Origin of the sequence: Bradyrhizobium elkanii WSM2783, from assembly GCF_000472865.1 — a bacterium.
Lineage (GTDB): Bacteria > Pseudomonadota > Alphaproteobacteria > Rhizobiales > Xanthobacteraceae > Bradyrhizobium > Bradyrhizobium elkanii_A.
The window spans coordinates 28,293-44,591 of the sequence record NZ_AXAP01000050.1 but is presented as its reverse complement, the minus strand read 5'-3'; the positions used below and the strand labels follow the sequence as shown (position 1 = coordinate 44,591).

The following is a 16,299-nucleotide window of genomic DNA, read 5'->3' as shown; positions in this document are numbered from 1 at the left end:
GGACTTATGCGGCGGCGCCGGCATTCGGATTAAACAGCTCGCCGGTCTTAAGCATCGTATGCATTATTACCGCCAGTTTGCGCGCCACAGCCACGGCAGCTCTTTTGAAGCCGATCCTCTCCCGGAGCTGCAGACCCCACGTGCGCAGAGTGCTGTGGGTTGAGCTGCGCGTCAGAATGACCGCCGCCGCTTCGTAGAGAAGCCCTCGCAAAGGGCCATCGCCACGTCGGGATATATGGCCGTCATAATCGACTTCTCCGGATTGGTAGCGGCGCGTTGTTAGGCCGATCCACGCGCCAACAGATCGAGATTTCCTGAAGTTGTCAGGCTCCTCAATAGCTGTGGTGAAGGAGGTTGCGGTGATCGCACCGATACCAGGGATCGACATGAGGATGCGGCAAGCCCGACTCTGGCGCGCGTCCCGCACCAATTGGCATCCGAGTTCGGCGGCGCGGATGCGAATGCCACGCCAAGCTTCCAGCATCGGTAGCACGATGGATGCAAGTCTGTCCTGGTCGGCAAGAAGGCTCCGCACATTCTTCTCGAAGGCGCTTCCCTTTCCGGCGGGAACGAGCAGACCGAAGGTTTTCATGACACCGCGGATCTGGTTGGAAAGCTCGGTCGTGATTCGGACCAGCCGCGTCCGCGCTGCGACAAGCGTGCGGGTCAGCATGCTGTCGAATCCCTTGACACGCACCTCACGAAAGAACCCGACTTCCGCGAGCTGCGCCAGACCATCGGCGTCGTTCGCGTCCGTCTTATTCGTCGCCATATCGAGCGCCGCTTTAGCATGGCGCGCATCGATGCAGATCGCCGGCAACCCTTCGGTGCGCAGAGAATGATAGAACCATACCGACAGCGGTCCGGGCTCGAATACCACGCGTTTCACGGATGGCGCCCGCTTGCGGATGAGCTCGGCGATAGTGCTGGGATCAGATGCGCACTTGCCGCGCCAGATCCGTCCACCTGCACGGCGGATCGAGACTGCCGTCTCTTTCATCGACACGTCGAGACCAATATATTCTTCCATGGCTGTTCTCCATTCGATGCTTGGGCCCGGCGTCCAGTCGTGAGCCCGTATTTCCATCCTATCGGGGAACAGCCATTGATTCAGGGGCGACTCGCTCCCGCGATTACCCCATGTGGACGGCTCCTCCCCCGGCACGAGAGTGCCAAGGAGTGGGCGCCGTTTGAGGCTCCCACGATTCGGAGGAGCAGCCTATGCAGTCAATTTCGACGATCGGTCTGGATATTGCGAAGTTTCGGTCTTCCAAGTACACGGCGTTGATGCAGCGGGCCAAGTGGTCGTACGCCGTCAGTTGAGGCGCCGCCACGTCCTGACCTTTTTTCCAGAAGCTACGGCCGTGCTTGGTGGGGATCAAGGCTTGCGCCTCATCGCACCGTTGGTCCCGTGAGCTATAGACATTGGGGCATACGGTGCGGTTCATGTAGTAAGGAAAAAATGAAGGGATAATCACAGCGGCACTGTAGGCAACGCCCCACCCGGACGAGCGAACCGACGTCGCGAAACGCTCGTTGATGTAGGCTCGTGCCACGCCTAGGGGACCGACAAACAGCATCTGTGTGGCGGCGGCCACGAGCGTCAGATTGAGCCATCCTTGTACGGACCCGCCGCCAATCAACGCCATGGTCACCGGCGTCAGCAGTACAATGAGCACGCCGGAAATGTATAAGGCCGGCTTGCGGCCGATATGGTCGCTGAGCCAGCCCAAGAAGACATAGGATGCGGCGGCCTCCTCGTACTTCCCAAATTCCTTCGTCTGCGCTGCGCCATACGGTTTCGAGGTGTGCAAGGAGGGCGCACTGGAAGTCCCATGCCGCTGTCAGATATTGCAAGCCGACGCACCGCGCCTGATGCAATACATCCATGACTTCGCCGAACACATCGAGCTGCAGCTGGTCGGCGGCCGCGTTGCCGACGCGCACCGGCTTCGAGTTCTCATAGCCGCCGAGCCATGGCACCTCATGCTCGACCAGCCATCGCTTGCCCGTGATTCCGTACATGATCGGGATCTGCTCGAGGCTTCCCGCGGCGGCTCGGAGTAGCCAATCGCGCCAGGCACGCGCCTCGTCGTCGTATCCGGCGTTCATCAGCGCGAGGAGCGTCAGCGTGGCATCGCGCAACCAGCAGAAGCGATAGTCCCAATTGCGCGGACCGCCCAGTTGTTCGGGCAGCGAGGTGGTGGGCGCCGCGACGATGCCGCCATGAGGCGCATAGGTCAGAGCCTTCAGCGTAATCAACGAACGCGTGACCATGTCGCCGTGCTTGACCGTACTCATTCCGGTTCCCGCGCTCACCCAGGAACGCCAATAATCCTCCGTAGCACGCAGCGCGTTCTCAGGGTCTACAGGTTCGGGAATGGGCAAACGAGACGGGCAATAGGTCAGAACGAACGGCATTCGTTCCCCGGCCGACAAGACGAAGTCACTGACGGTGGAGAACCCCTCGCTCCTAAGCTCGCTTGGCGTGCGCAGAAGCACCGTGTCCGGCCCGGCGATCGCGAGAAGGTCGCCGTTCTCTCGACGAGAAACCCAAGGCACCCACCCGCCATAGCCGAACCGCAGGATCAATTCCATGTGCATCGCCAGAGTGCCGCGCTTCCCCGCGACCAGACGCACGACATGTGATTACGGCCAGGACTCCACGAAGCGGCATGAAGTCGATCAGGACGACGGCGCCGTCCGCATTGGCGAATTCCGTCTCCACGATCAACGTGTGCTTCCGATACCGGCGCGTGACCCGCATTTCGGTACCCGCTGCAGAGTTGACGACGGGTGCGATTCGCCAGCGACCATTGTGCGCCCCGCCAAGCAGCGCCGCAAAACATGCTCCTGAATCGAAGCGAGGCCAGCAGAGCCAGTCGATCGAACCTTCCTTAGAGCCGAGCGCAGCCGTCTCACAGTCTCCAATGAGTGAATAATCTTCGATACGACTAGACATGGATGATGAGCTCCGGGCAGCCCAGATCGCCGCCGCCGTTGCCTGTTGAATTAGCGATCAGCGGCCGGCTCTGCTTTCGAGGAATTGACGCAACTCGGCATATTTTGCTGGATTCTTCCCAAGCACGAATTTCGTAGTAAACCGGGATGGCGCTCAAAGCGGGCGTCGATGCTGATCGGAAGCGCGATGGGTCATCGATCGTATGGCAGAACGTCAAGGCGGCCACGACGCCGACACCAAGAACCGTCATCGGGCGACGCGTCGTCTCATCCGAATTCGCTAACTGGGGGACTTTGTTGTCGAACTTGCTTTGTTGCTTGCAGATCTGCTCATGATGACGATCGTTTCTGCTATGGTTGCAGCCTTAGCTGCGCTGGCGACTGCTCCGCTCATCAGCCGGTAGAAGGCTCAATGCCTGAACGTGAGTTAGGATTGCAGACATCGGGATAGACGTGGAATGTCTTCTCAACAATCTACTCGATTGAAGCGTTTCAATACCAAGCCGACGGAAGGTAGGAGCCGGTTGGTTCAATATACGAACCAATAGTCATCAAATTCATTTGGTAAAGTACCCGTAGGCCGCGCGCCAGACACCAAAACAGCATTTCATGGTTGCGAGCTGGCAATAAGAAGCCAGCTCCTGAAAATCGCTCTGCTGAGCCCACTAAAGCTTGCAATCCGTCGTTATTCTCAGCGACAGTGTGGCCAAAGACGCCGACGTCGCTTGCGTAGGCCACCAAACGGCGACGGTGTTCGACGACTCGTGCGGTACCCAGTGCGATGGCGTCACTCAGTTCGGGGCTACGATCGTATCCGTGAGCTCGTACGCAAAGCGCGTGGCAAGCGTAGATATCCTCAACACTTGCTGGCCGCACTATATAGCCTGGAACTTCGACATTTAGGCAATCCCCGCCTAGTTTTATGATTGGCTCCCGACATTGAAAGCCAAGCTTCGAGCCCAGGCAGAAGGCGCGATTGTGGAATGCAGCCACCAGAAGCCGGACGCCTACCTTTCCTCTGTCACTGGCCTGCCGTAGTACGTCAAGCATTAACCGACGTCCAATGGAGCCGCTTTGGACAGTTGGATCAACGGTGATGGGGCCGACTCCCGCTACCCAGTTTCGGCTATCAAGAAAGTTACTGCCTAAGATCACGCCGTCCTGCTCTGCTACCACAGAATAGACACCACGATGAGAAATCAATCCAGCGAGAAGCTCAACCAGCATGTCGGCGCTAGGAAAATCTGGTGGCAAGTTGTGTTGACCGTGAATTGCCTTGAATGCATCAAAGCAGACGGTACCGCACATCTTTGCGTCAGTTGGCTCGGCTTCGCGCAGTAGACTCATGGTTGTTCTCCGAATTAGATGGAATGATCGGTAAGTGCCAGCAGCCCGATGTCCGAGCTACAGAAAGATTTGAGCTAGGAGGCACTCTGTTTCCTCCTCTTGATGTCACTGAGCACTGCGCTCGACAGACGATTTCACCTTACTCTGTAACATCGCTATGATGGCCGAGCCGGTCAGGAATGTAACCTCGTGCCACTCGTCGATAAGGCCACGAACGACCGCAAGCAGTGGATTGAGATGGCCGGTCGCAGGAGTGCAAGCAATGAGAACTTTCATTGTCATCCTCCAGCCTTGTCTCAGCGGACGTTCCGAAGCACTGGCGGCAATGGGATCAGTGTCAAAGGCCAAAGAGAGCATGGCGATGGCATACTCAATTGCATCCTTATCGGCGATAATCGCTTGCGCAGAGGTGGTATTCACTATGGCTTTCCTTTTAGAGCGGCATTCCCACGCTGACGCGCAACTTACGTCGCGCGAGGTGGGATGTCCTGAGCGAACGACGAACGTTCAGCAGTACGGAAGCGCCCTGAGCTAAGCGAGATCACGCTTATGAGAAGATGGAGAGTGACCGAACCGGAGCCGAAATTTTCGAGCGAAATTTGTGTAGTCACGAAACCCGGAAACGTAAGCAATCTCGCTGATGGGTTGCTCTGTCCTCATCAATTTTCGGCGATGAAGAAGCCGCGCGGCGTGGTCCAATCGAAGCGAATAAATGAATTCGCTACAGGTCGAATTACGGGCTGCGAAGAGCTTCTGTAGATAACGCAGCGAGATACCCGCGCCGGTAGCCACCTCGCGAGGACCGAAGTCCGGATTGATGTAGCCATCCCTTATGAGATCGCAGACGCGCTTGAACAACTTGTCGGCATGAAGAGACAGTTCTGCAGGTCCGGATGGAGCAAGCAATGCACCGACGAGATCGTAGATTGCTAATTGCAAATGTGACGAGTGGAATGTTGAGGTGTCGGCCCTATCGGCATTTCGTACAAGGTCGAACAAAGCACGCCCGATAACCGCTCTGTCCCTTCCGATAAGAGCGCCCTCGGGGTTGAAGCCGAGATGAGAGACCAGTGAACGCCGGGGCAGCTGCAACGAAAACCATTGCGTATAGCCGCTCTCGGCGATGTATGCCCCTGGCCGAGACGAATCTACCAGTGCAACATCGCCCACGACGAGTTGCGCCTCATGGTCGTTCTGCACGATGGTTGATGCGCCAGCTATCTGGAACAGGGCGAAGTAATAATCCGCCCCATCCAAGCGAGTGTCGCGCTGCGTCCGCACGACGCGGTCGGCATTGTTGCAGCTTAGATCCACGCCGACGAACCCGAATGGCTTTCGAGCACGTGCTCGCCCAGTGAAGGGGCCGAACTCCCTCGCCACTGGTGTATAGCGCCCCCACTGCTGCAGAAGCGCTTCTCTCCAAGCATCGATATCCAATTCAGGTGAGTTGAGAAACTCTGCGCTTGCGAGCGTCATCGGCCCCCCATTTCTTTTCGAGTCTCCTTGGATACACCTGTTTGCTGCTGAAAACTGGTTCCTCCGGCCACATGTTTCCAGAGCCCTGGACTGTTCGGCCTCGGAAACGTGACACCGTTTCATTCACAAATGTCAGGTTTGCGATCTGTTACGATCGTGATCGCCTCCAGCGTGAACCTCCCTTTAGTCTCGATGGGCGGAGAATGGCGCTGCGGTGGACGGCCACTCGACTGCCGTCCTTGCAGCAAAGCCGACAAGAAATTTCTGCTCGTCTCGATGCTGAGGCGCACTTTTGACGTCATGGAATGGCGAACTTCTATTTATTGACGAACGGCAGATATTTCGGCGCGAAGGAAGCGAGGCAGCCTGCCACCGCAGCCATGCCGACGATCAACCAGCGCATCCCCTGGTCTGCATCAGAAGATCATGCATTTCGTTGACCTTCTTCTGTATGTCGGCGAGTTGTTCGGTGACGTGCTCGACCTTCGTCTCCACGTGCGTTACGCGGTCGCGGGCATCATTGGTCATTTTTTGATCGCCTTGATTGCGGCGACCGCAGCAACAGCCGTTAACGCTCCGATGAAGAACGAGGTGAAGATCGCTTGCTCGGTCTTGTCCCAAGCGGATTGATCGTCGAGACCGGCCTTGCCGATCGAGGGCACTCCCCAGGAGCCCGGCCGCTCATGGATCAAATCCGGATATGGCAGCCCAGCCGTACCACGCGACATCCCAAAGGAGCGAGGCAGCTATCGAGCATTCCAGCCGTTCGTGCCAGACGAACGGCGCCAGGATTGACAATCATCATGAGGACAGTTGCTCTTGCAAGAATGAATCTGCTTGCACTGGCGCGCCTAAACGCGGCTGTGGAGCAATAACCGCCATCAACCTCACCGGTCATCTGCCTACGTTTTGCGGAAAGGCCGCTCGCAGTTCGACGAGTTGGGGCCGTTTCACCAGACGCCGCACAGGTGCGAACTCATCCCGCGGTGCGGCATCAATTCCGCCCCCCTCGGCCTCAAGTGATCAGCCGAGAGGAAGCGACGCCCCGCGCCTTCCCTCGATCTCCATGATTGACGCCCGGGGGCGGTCCGCTCAGCGCCCCCGCCTTTACACGCCCTTCTGTAATGGGCCCGATGATGTCAAGCCTCCCGAGTGAACGTCACGCCGCCGAACTCATGCTTCTGTCCGTGGTCAACGCCTGGCCGCCACATCATGCTGTCAGAGGGAGCGGTGAGCCTATCTAGATACGCGTGGTTCGTCAGACGACGGCCACTGGGCGTGTAACGGCTTCACCGGATCCACCGTCCCGGCGACGGGACTTCGGGCACTGGGCTTCAGTTCAGCCCGGTTGCGTTCTTAATCTCCTCGACGTGTTCTATGTTGCGATCGGCCCCGCTTCTGCCCATCGATAAGTTGTGCCGTCGACCCAGATCCGATGTAGAATCACTGCGAGCTTACGTGCCAGAGCCACTTTTGCGCGCTTCGAGCCTCGCCGCTTGGCGACGTCCATCCCCCAACGCTTGAGTTTTGAGAACCGCGTGATGCGCGATAGCAGAACGTTGGCAGCCTCATACAAGACCGTGCGTACTAAATCGTCTCCGGCCAGCGTGATTCCGCCCGTGACGTCCTTTTCTCCCGACTGGTATTTCTTTGGCGTGAGCCCAAACAGCGCGCCTGCCGCCTTCGATTTTGCGATGCGATGGGGGTCATCAATCGCCGATTTGTAGGTCATAGCTACCAGGGGACCGACGCCTGGCACTGTCATCAGCCGGCGACAGATCGCATCGTCACGCACAGTTGCCAGCACAGCCTTGTGTAGCCTTCCGTACTCTGCCTTTAAAGCCGATCGTGCCGAGAGCATTGCCCTAGCAATGCGCTCCAATGTCGATTGACCCGCAACCAACTCTCGGATCCGCGCCTCGAAATTCTTCCGCGTGACCGGGCCAACCTTCAGCCCAAAACCACGCAATATCCCGCGGATACTCAATTCCACATCGATCAGTCGCCCAAGAAGCTGTTTGCGCGCGATCAGGAGTGCCCGGATCTCCTGCGCATCGACCGATTTTGCGTGTACCGGCCGGAACCATCCCATCCGGATCAACTGGGCGATCCCGCGCGCATCCTTGCGATCCGTCTTGACCGTCATCGCAGATAGTGCGGCCTTTACATGCCGCGTTTCCAGCAGAACCGTTTCCAATCCTGCTGCTTTCAGTCCTGCGTGCAGCCATTGCGAAAGCGGCCCAGCCTCCAGACCGATCCGTTTCACTGCAAAGCCAAGCGTCTCGAAAAATTCAACTAAGGCGTCAGGTTCGCTCGCGACCTTCGCCTCCTTCAGGATTTTACCCTGGGCATCCACAACGCATACGCTCGACAGTTCCAATGACACATCGATTCCGGCATAGTTCTCCACGGCTGTCCTCCGTCTCTGGATGCTCGGGGCCGACTCAACGTCGTGACCCCGTTTCATCATCTATCGGGGGACAGCCACCATCATCACCCCTTGCTCGGAGCAGGGCCCATTACGGCATCTAGTGTCATACCGCGGCTTCGGTTGCGATCGATGCCCCCCGCGCGTCGTGCAGCTCTTCCCGTCGCAACTGGCACTTCCTATCGCAAGACGAAGCGCAGCGGAACCGGCTTGGGCCCCCCGACGAACGAGGAAGCAGAGCGTTTCGGTTTGCCCGCCAGCTCGAGAGCGTCGAGGCGTGGAATCAAATCCTCGAACAGAATGCGCATCTCCAGCCGCGCGAGATGTTGGCCGATACAAGCATGGGCGCCCGTACCGAATGCGATATGGCGGGACGCGTTACGATCGACCCGAAACCGCTCGGGTTCGTCAAACACGGTCTCATCGTTGTTGGCCGAAAAATAGGACAGCATCAGCCAATCGCTCTTGCGAATAGACCGACCTCCCAGCTCGACATCCTCGTTCGCCGATCGCATGAAATGGCTGACCGGATTCGTCCAGCGGATCGCCTCGTCGACAAGCGTCTCGGTCAGTTCCGGCTTCTCTTTGAGCTTGCGCAGCTCACCCGGACTCTCGCAGAGGCCCCAGATAGCGCCGGAGGTGCACGAGGATGTAGTGTCGTGTCCGGCCGTCATGACAATAAGGTAAAGGCAGAACGCCTCGAAATGCGGGATCGGCGCGCCATCAATCCGAGCATTGGCGATGGCGCTTGCCAGATCATCGCTGGCTCGGCGACGGCGCGCATCAGTTAGCCGCGCAAAATACGCCTCGATCTCGGCGTACACCTCCGCCAGATCGTTGGACTCATTTCGGTGCGTCAGCCCGCTTTTGCGGCGAAGGTCCTCGTCCTGGCGGCCGAACAATTCCTGCGTCAGTCTCAGCATCAGGAGCTCGTCCTCGGGCGGAATACCGATGAGCTTCGTCAGCACGCGCAGAGGATAGGTCAGGCCGACATCGCGGACGAAATCGCACTCTCCGCCGAGCGAAGCCATGTGATCAACGGAGGCCTTGGCGATGGCCCGGACGTCCGCTTCGAACGCTTTGAGCTTGGGAGTGGTGAACCAGCCCTGGATCACTCGGCGAAACTTCAGATGATCGGGCTCGTCCATATTAATTAGAAGGCGGATGAAATGCGGCTTGCCCGTCTTAGCCCGCATCGCCGCTTCGCGCTCTCGGTCCACCAAAGTGACCGGGCGGTCGGCATTTGTGGAACCGGCTGTTTTGCCGGCTCACTTCGTACACGTCCCGATGTCGGGTCAAGAGCCAGAACGGATCGTAACCCTCAGCCTCGACGAGAGCGACCGGGTTATTGACCCGAAGCCAGCGCAGGCTTGAAAACAGTACATCACGCTCGGCGTGAGCCCCGGGCGATACGAGTGCCTCAGCGATATGTTTGGGCACGATTGCTGCGTTGGTCATCTTGAACACCTCCCATGTAGCTCCCTTGCTGCTGCAAAGGCGCGAGCTGAAGAGGCACTTGAATTATTTCAGGGAGATTTCAGGCTCGACAATTTGCGTTACTCGGGTAAGGCGGCGTCCTAAGCGTCATGGAGCGCCTTTTCGTTGGGCCGGTGCATATGAATGTGATCCACGACGCAGCGGCACAGCTAATCGCCCGAATGTGAACCTTACCGTCATAGGATGACCGGCCGAAAGATGGTTACGGACTGGCTTTCCAGAGCCAGAAGCGCGCCCTGAAATACGTCGGTAGAGCGCCGCACGAATGTATATTTCGGCAAACCTCTAAAGCCGAACCCTCCCTAAGCAACCAACCGGTTTAGTGTGCCCACAAATGTCTGTAGATCGGGCAGGCCTGCCAAGAAACGGATCAATCTGAGCTCTCATGAGCACTCTCCTCAATACCTACGCGTCGTGTCGGCGCAGAAACTCGGTAGCCAACGAGAGAAATTGATCGGCTCCCTCGAAGAATGCCAGATGCCCGGCACTGATCTCCTGGCACGTTGAACCGGGAATGCTCGCGGCCAATTCGGGTGTCTGTGTGACGATTTGATCGTAAGCACAATTCACTACCAACGTGGGACTGGTGACTCTCTCGACCTGTCTGCTTACATCAACAGCCAGATCCAGTTCGACCTGACGTGCAATCCCCTCCCAATTAGCGAGATGCGTGTACTCTTTGACAATGTCTTCGATCGTCGAAATACCCACTCTCGAAACAAACGCTGGCGTGAGTCCCGAGAGCAACAGTAGCTTGAGAAATGCGCCGCGGTTGGTGCGAAGCAAGTCAAGCCAGAGCTCGAATTGAAGCTTAAGCCGCGGCTCTGCGCCCCGCAAAAAGCCTGCGACCACAATGAGGGATCGGACCCGATCTGCGGAACTGGCTGCAAGCTGAATTGCAATCGCCGCTCCGAGGGAATGGCCAATTAGATCAAACCGCTCCACGCCGGCTGCGCCGGCCACTTCCCTTACCTGATGCGCAAGCTTCTGCAGGCTAAGCGCACCGCCGTCATCTGTTGTGTCTCCGGAGCCTGAGTAGTCCAAACTGATCACGGTCCGGTGTCTGGCGAGCTCTCCGATCACTGGGCCCCAATGCATATCCAGGGCGGCTGTGCCGCTTACGAGCACCACAGCAGGACCACGCCCGTGCAATCGATATGCGACGCGCGCACCATCGACGTTTACCACATTCGTTGTCGCCATGAATTTACCTTCGATTTTATGATGCCTTCATCCAGTATTTACTGTGATGCGTATCATACTTGGCGTCAATTCAAGGCGCCGTGACGCAGACGCGTGATATCGGGGCAGATGTAATCGCTGCGATTCAGCCGGCCTGCGGTGAGGCGCGCGTCGCTCCTGCTTGAGTGAGAGCGATCCTCCCTGTTCATGTAGCAGTACGCCGTCAATGGATTGAACTCGCCATTCCAAGGCTCGCGCTGCAACATCGACTTCTGTATGCGTAACCAGCGTCCCAGCGGCTGGCGACTCCGTTCGCGCTATAGTCAACATCTTTAGTGTGAGTCCTATTTTTCGAGTTGGGGTGCAAGGAGACGGACTACGTGCATACGAATCTGGTAACCATAGCCTGACAGTTCCCGTACCGCGGGACCGTTCCGCTCACTCTCCTGGAGTCGTCTGACAAGCTCATCGATAACGTGGCGGAGACGGTGTGTCTCGTGTTGGCGCGTCATGTGACTTGCAATCCGACCCGATTATGGGTTGAGCACCTCACCCATTGTGACCGACTCGGCGCCCGGCGGGATTCCAGAGGTGAACGGCGAAAAACCACGGAATCAACACGTGAATATCGTCGAAAACGGAAGTCATCGGATGACTGAACTGAAGTCGACCATGGTGCCAAGCGCCGCTAGTGCAAAATCTACAAACGTGCGGAAGGCTTCCGAAAGTACGCACATACGTCGGGCGCTTATAACGCACACCTGCCCGCCTCTGGAAGCTATCGGAAATCGAAGGTTTGCGGCATTTAGAGGCACCTTTCTTTCAAGTAGCGGAATTTAGTCTAATGGATCGCTTCGAAGCCATCCGCACCTTGATCGCGCTGGTGGACGGCGGGAGCCTGTCGGTCGCGTCGAAAGCGTTGCGCGTCCCGTTGCCGACAGTCAGTCGGCGCGTCTCGGATTTGGAGGTGTTTATCGGCTCGCAGCTTGTGGTACGCATGACACGGAAGCTTCTTCTCACCGAATCTGGTATTGCCTTCCTCGCATCTGCGCGCCGCGCACTGGCGAACTGACCGAAGCTGACCGTGCAGCGGTGGGCGAATATCGGGCGCCGCGAGGAGAGCTCCTGATAACTCCGCCGGTCATGTTAACAGCGCCTTGGTTGGCAGGCGCGTCGGTGAGATTCGATGGGTAGTATGCACAAGTTCGGAACACCTCCGACGTCGTGGTGAGCCGCACCGCCGGCCGAGCTTTCACATCAAGACCGCATCGTTCGAGGGTCCGCAGCGACATCGGGATTGGGTTTTTCGCAGGGCCAAAGCCACACAAAAGTTCAAAATGAGCTCCCGCTTCTCGGTCAACACCGCGGACTGCGTGATTAGCGCCGCGGCATACGTTGAAGCTCTTTTGGCCTACACGGAACGCCTGGCCAGCAAAGAATTCGGGACTTCCACATGTTATGGTCCGGAATGATCCGATTGCCGTCGCGATCATAATGCTCGCGCTGCGGTGATTGCGATTACGGCAACAGCGCCGAGGCAATCGAGATCAGGGAGCAATGCCGGTTTCTGCGCCCGGACTGGCATCGGCCGTTAGATGACTTCGACGCACCCGAGGGAGACTTCACATGACCATCAAAATGACGGCCGGGGATTTGGCGCGCGAAGGTGACGCGTATGAGGAGGCTGCGGAGCATCGAATTATGTCTTGGACTGACAACGCCGCTGAGCGCTTTCAGAGCCAAATGGTCGCTTCGGAGCTAATGAAGAAAGCGGAGCACTGTTGGCGCAACGCCAATAACCTAGCCGACCTCAATGCCTGATTGCGATATTCTATAGGCAAATCATACGTAACGTCGTTATAGAATTCCATCAGCCCCCGAATTCGGAAATCGCCGTCCATTTCAGGAACAAACATTGCATTGCCCCGGAGCCCAAGAAGTACGGTTAATGAGCTAGGCCCGAGTTCGAGGCGGCGGCCTCAAGCAAGAACCGTGATCTTCGTTCGCGCCGTCGCACCGCACGCGAACCTGTTCGTCCCCCGGAGACAGCCAGGCGTGCATATCCCTAGGCGGCGGCAATGAGCGTGACGGCAAGTGCCTCCGGCTGATCAATCATCACGTCGTGGCCGCCGCCGAAACGGATGAACTGCCAGTCTCGATCGGCCCCAAAGCGCGCGCCGAATTGCTGGAACGGCGACGGCTCCCACCCGTCCGCAACTATGTACACCCGCTTCGGCATCTTCGGGCCGCTGATTTCGAGCTTCTGCTCGAAGGACGCCAGCGGCTGCTTGACGCACATGGCATCCACCCAAGCGGCGTCGTGGGCGTTGACGGCAAAAACAGCCGCCGGGATCGGCGTGATCTTGTAACCGTCGCCGTTCTGGGCTGCGTCGTCACGAACCTGTTGCGACTGTTGAGCTGGAAGATAGTTGAGCAGACACTTGCCGTTCTCGGGCACGAAGTCGTCAAGATAGACCAGCGAACGGATCTTCGGCGCGATCCGCTCGGCGACGCCAGTGATGACCATGCCACCATAAGAATGGCCACACAGCACCACATTCGACAAATCCTCGGATGACGCCGACGATATCCTGTACGTGCGTGCCGAGATCGACTCCGCGGTTCATCAGGTGAGCGCGTTCGCCGAGGCCGGTCAAAGTCGGCGGGTAGACCTCGTGGCCAGCCTGACGTAACAGCCGTGCCACCCGCTCGTAGCACCAGCCCCCATGCCATGCACCGTGGACAAGAACGAAGGTAGTCATTGCCGTCCTCCTACTATGGCCGGGTCCGAACCACGTCCACTTTGTTCCGCGCCCGACGATAGTCAGGTCATATTGAAAGGCTCTAGCCAAGTCGAAGTGTGAACCCGCACATTGAGCATTCTGTGATTGCGCGTCCCAGAGAAGGCGATGCACAGGCTTGGCTCAAGTAAACGACCCAGAAGGCGTCGAGCGCGGCGACCCATCGTGATCGCCAGCGACACTGGCAGCGAAACTCTCGCTTGGAGGAGCAAACGGGCGTCGCACTCTTCGATCGCGCGATCGGCTCCTCCGCATCACGGAGGATGGTGCGCGCCTTCTCGAAGTCGCCGAAAGTTCTCATTCGAGAGATCTTGCCCATAGGCGAAGCTGGCAGGAGGCTTGAAAGTCCCGCTCTGGATCCAGGCAATGCTGCAACGGCGGCCGGTCAAGGTCTATCAGTGGCGCTCGCCAACAAGATTGCTCGTACCATCTGGGCCTTGCTGGTCAGTGGAGGCATCTATTATCATCAGCCGCCAGCCGCGATGCTGAAATCCTAAATTCAAGAGTTCTCTGGCAGATAAAGGAGCTGCCGAGGAGGCAAGGTGCAAATCTGGATGAACCCGAGTGACGACATTCCTGGCAGCAATCAGACCGCCTGACTCACTGCGCTTCGAGCGCGAGAAATTGATTGGGCGATTGCTTCCGCGCAGATCATCGTGGCCAGCGGCCAGGTGCCGCGCTCAAACGCCGAATATATGACCGCACCGTCATCTCTTGTTTAACCAGAAGACCTTGCAGCCGGCGCCGTTCCATATGTGAGTCAAGGCCCTTGTTCCACGCCGAAACACATCCCAGTGTAGGGCCGACAACGGGCGCTTGTCAGTTTGGACCTTTAAGCTTGCCAATATGCACCGTCTGAGTTTCGCGATATCGACAGCAGGTCCAAAGCAGCTTCGTCGCCTCAGACCGGGAACAGTCCCACAATTCGGCACACGATCAGACCTTCATTTCACATCTGCAAGCTAGACACGACAAACGCGCAGGCGCCTTCGCCGAAGCTGGTCACCCCGGTCAGCTGCGCCTCTCAAGACCGACTATTACCTCCGATAGCCGCTTGAAACGCTTGTGTCCGTCTCGCATCGCCATCGAAAGATCTACATCGGGCACAATAAGCACACGACCGTCATCGTCTAGGGGAAAATGCGAACGCGTATCGGCCCAACCGATAGTCTGCATTGCAATTGAAGCTGCCCCCAAGGCCGGCTGAATTTCAGAGCGACCGCTAACAATCAACGGACAGCCGAATGCATCGGCTATTGCTTGTAGCCAAACTGCGCTACGAGCCCCGCCGCCAACCACGCGCAGGGCTCCATTTTCCGATACATCAAGTAACTCGGCACACCAACGCAGCGATTGGGCCAAGCCATTAAAGACAGCCCTTGCAAGCTGCCCCATTGTCGTTCCCGCAGAAATCCCAACAAACGCGCCACATTGCCCGTCTGTCTGGATGGGGCAGCGTTCCCCATTGAGATAAGGGACAAAAGTTAGAGGCGCGACATCGCCTGCAGCTGCCGCTTCTTTCTCAAGCAATTCATAGAATCGGGTGGCATCGTCCCCTGGCTTGCAGCCAACTAGGGTAAGTGCCCAAGACACTATATTACCCGCGTTTAGAACAGGTGCTATACGAAGGTCCTTGTCTTTGTCTTGCCCCGCAAGCGTGTATATGGCGTCATTGGCAGGGAGCTTTAGCGGAACTGACGGGACAAAACTAGCAACCCACGCCGTTGTTCCCAAATAGATATAAGCTTCGTTCATCTCGGCAATGCCGGCACCCAGGGTAGCAGCCATTGCGTCACCAACTCCACACGTGATGGGAGTACCTTGGAGGAAGCCCGTCCACTTCGATGCGGACCGGTTAACGCTTCCGACGACACTACCGGCCGTTTCGATGTCAGGCATCAATGAAACGGAAAAGTCACATTTCTCCAGAATGTCTGTGTACCACCTTTGCACGCCGTGCAGAAATAGTCCCGTCGTCGACGCTGTCGTTGGGTCGCATACCAAACGATCGCAAAGCATCATGATGAGGTAGTCTTTGGCGCCAAATAGATAGCGGTGCGTCCTCCTAAATGATTGTGGGAACTGCCTGCGCCAATGCAGCATCTTGGGCAAAATTGAAGCCGGGGTCATTGTGTTTGCGAGTTGCTCTCGAAGGAAGCTCTTTCCAAAGAGCTCGTTTATATGTTCTGATTCTGCCACCGCTCGCATATCGGAATAAAGAATTGCGCGGCATAGAGCTCTTTTCTCAAGACTTATTGGAATAAGGTCTTGCATTTGTCCTGTCATTGCAATGATCGAGATGGATGACGGCTTCACACCAGCTTTCCACCAAGAACATGTGACGGAACACATGGCTTCAAACCACTCTTGGGGATCCTGTTCAACCAAACCGTCTTCGGTCATCCGAGTCGTCAAGGCAGCTTTACGTTCATGACAAATTTTGCCGTCCCGCGTCACCAAAATCGCCTTCAGAGATGTTGTGCCGACGTCAAATGCCGCAACGAACGTGCTCATCGATTTTCTGCTGAGTAATTTAGTAGGAAACACCTGCCTGAAGGGGTGTTTCTGCTAACGTTGCAGCGTCTTAGTTTCATTTTCATTTCAGCT

At 57.3% G+C, this 16,299-nt stretch carries 18 protein-coding genes and 2 pseudogenes; 4 read left to right on the top strand and 16 right to left on the bottom strand.

The window, feature by feature from the left end:
• Positions 1-4: 4 nt before the first annotated feature.
• Positions 5-1,030, bottom strand: a complete 1,026-nt coding sequence (locus tag YY7_RS0132620; protein WP_028166871.1) for an IS110 family transposase — start codon at positions 1,028-1,030, stop codon at positions 5-7.
• A 191-nt stretch (positions 1,031-1,221) separates the two neighbouring features.
• On the opposite strand from YY7_RS0132620, the pseudogene YY7_RS63655 reads away from it, so the two are divergent.
• Positions 1,222-1,419 (top strand): annotated as a pseudogene (locus tag YY7_RS63655) (IS110 family transposase); the annotation flags it as partial.
• Here the strand turns inward: YY7_RS63655 and YY7_RS64825 are convergent.
• The 12 genes and pseudogenes from YY7_RS64825 to YY7_RS65220 all read right to left on the bottom strand — a co-directional run bounded on the left by YY7_RS64825 (position 1,417) and on the right by YY7_RS65220 (position 11,403).
• Positions 1,417-2,277: a glycoside hydrolase family 15 protein gene (locus YY7_RS64825; protein WP_349642695.1), complete on the bottom strand. Its 861-nt coding sequence runs from the start codon at positions 2,275-2,277 to the stop codon at positions 1,417-1,419. The pseudogene YY7_RS63655 and the gene YY7_RS64825 sit on opposite strands and share 3 nt — an antisense overlap.
• A 196-nt stretch (positions 2,278-2,473) precedes the next feature.
• Positions 2,474-2,962, bottom strand: coding sequence for a trehalase-like domain-containing protein (locus YY7_RS64820; protein ID WP_349642693.1), 489 nt, complete (start codon positions 2,960-2,962; stop codon positions 2,474-2,476).
• Positions 2,963-3,125: 163 nt separating this feature from the next.
• Positions 3,126-3,296: pseudogene (locus YY7_RS65225) on the bottom strand (IS110 family transposase); the annotation flags it as partial.
• Between the two features lie 157 nt (positions 3,297-3,453).
• Positions 3,454-4,308, bottom strand: a complete 855-nt coding sequence (locus YY7_RS58720) for a GNAT family N-acetyltransferase (RefSeq protein ID WP_080663945.1) — start codon at positions 4,306-4,308, stop codon at positions 3,454-3,456.
• Positions 4,309-4,413: 105 nt separating this feature from the next.
• The gene (locus YY7_RS0132600; protein ID WP_028166867.1) at positions 4,414-4,728 is read right to left on the bottom strand and encodes a hypothetical protein; all 315 of its coding nucleotides are present in this window, start codon (positions 4,726-4,728) and stop codon (positions 4,414-4,416) included.
• Between the two features lie 111 nt (positions 4,729-4,839).
• Entirely contained in the window at positions 4,840-5,784 is a 945-nt protein-coding gene (locus tag YY7_RS0132595; protein WP_028166866.1) for a helix-turn-helix domain-containing protein, read from the bottom strand.
• Positions 5,785-6,174: 390 nt separating this feature from the next.
• Positions 6,175-6,312 carry a hypothetical protein gene (locus tag YY7_RS60840; RefSeq protein ID WP_155255402.1) on the bottom strand — a complete coding sequence of 46 codons (138 nt, stop codon included), beginning with the start codon at positions 6,310-6,312 and terminating at the stop codon, positions 6,175-6,177.
• On the bottom strand, positions 6,309-6,446 hold the full coding sequence (locus tag YY7_RS0132580; protein ID WP_155255401.1) for a hypothetical protein: 138 nt from the start codon (positions 6,444-6,446) through the stop codon (positions 6,309-6,311). The genes YY7_RS60840 and YY7_RS0132580 overlap by 4 nt, the downstream gene beginning before the upstream one ends.
• A gap of 713 nt (positions 6,447-7,159) precedes the next feature.
• Complete coding sequence (locus tag YY7_RS0132575) at positions 7,160-8,194, bottom strand: IS110 family transposase (protein ID WP_028166864.1); 1,035 nt, start codon at positions 8,192-8,194, stop codon at positions 7,160-7,162.
• Between the two features lie 197 nt (positions 8,195-8,391).
• Positions 8,392-9,432, bottom strand: a complete 1,041-nt coding sequence (locus YY7_RS53520; RefSeq protein WP_245287486.1) for a cytochrome P450 — start codon at positions 9,430-9,432, stop codon at positions 8,392-8,394.
• A 682-nt stretch (positions 9,433-10,114) separates the two neighbouring features.
• Positions 10,115-10,912, bottom strand: coding sequence for an alpha/beta fold hydrolase (locus YY7_RS53515; protein ID WP_035691474.1), 798 nt, complete (start codon positions 10,910-10,912; stop codon positions 10,115-10,117).
• 323 nt (positions 10,913-11,235) lie between these two features.
• Positions 11,236-11,403, bottom strand: coding sequence for a DUF3734 domain-containing protein (locus YY7_RS65220; RefSeq protein WP_433994541.1), 168 nt, complete (start codon positions 11,401-11,403; stop codon positions 11,236-11,238).
• 332 nt (positions 11,404-11,735) lie between these two features.
• On the opposite strand from YY7_RS65220, the gene YY7_RS56930 reads away from it, so the two are divergent.
• Together YY7_RS56930 and YY7_RS0132555 are read left to right on the top strand one after the other, a co-directional pair.
• On the top strand, positions 11,736-11,963 hold the full coding sequence (locus tag YY7_RS56930) for a LysR family transcriptional regulator (protein ID WP_028166863.1): 228 nt from the start codon (positions 11,736-11,738) through the stop codon (positions 11,961-11,963).
• Between the two features lie 554 nt (positions 11,964-12,517).
• Positions 12,518-12,712: a hypothetical protein gene (locus YY7_RS0132555; RefSeq protein WP_028166862.1), complete on the top strand. Its 195-nt coding sequence runs from the start codon at positions 12,518-12,520 to the stop codon at positions 12,710-12,712.
• A 244-nt stretch (positions 12,713-12,956) separates the two neighbouring features.
• Here the strand turns inward: YY7_RS0132555 and YY7_RS53505 are convergent, their stop codons facing one another.
• Complete coding sequence (locus YY7_RS53505; RefSeq protein ID WP_245287489.1) at positions 12,957-13,418, bottom strand: hypothetical protein; 462 nt, start codon at positions 13,416-13,418, stop codon at positions 12,957-12,959.
• Positions 13,357-13,653, bottom strand: coding sequence for an alpha/beta fold hydrolase (locus YY7_RS65215; protein ID WP_210164715.1), 297 nt, complete (start codon positions 13,651-13,653; stop codon positions 13,357-13,359). The genes YY7_RS53505 and YY7_RS65215 overlap by 62 nt, the downstream gene beginning before the upstream one ends.
• A gap of 239 nt (positions 13,654-13,892) precedes the next feature.
• On the opposite strand from YY7_RS65215, the gene YY7_RS0132545 reads away from it, so the two are divergent.
• Positions 13,893-14,189: a hypothetical protein gene (locus YY7_RS0132545; RefSeq protein ID WP_028166861.1), complete on the top strand. Its 297-nt coding sequence runs from the start codon at positions 13,893-13,895 to the stop codon at positions 14,187-14,189.
• Between the two features lie 514 nt (positions 14,190-14,703).
• Here YY7_RS0132545 and YY7_RS0132540 read toward each other — a convergent pair.
• Entirely contained in the window at positions 14,704-16,206 is a 1,503-nt protein-coding gene (locus YY7_RS0132540; protein ID WP_028166860.1) for a xylulokinase, read from the bottom strand.
• Between the last annotated feature and the right edge of the window lie 93 nt (positions 16,207-16,299).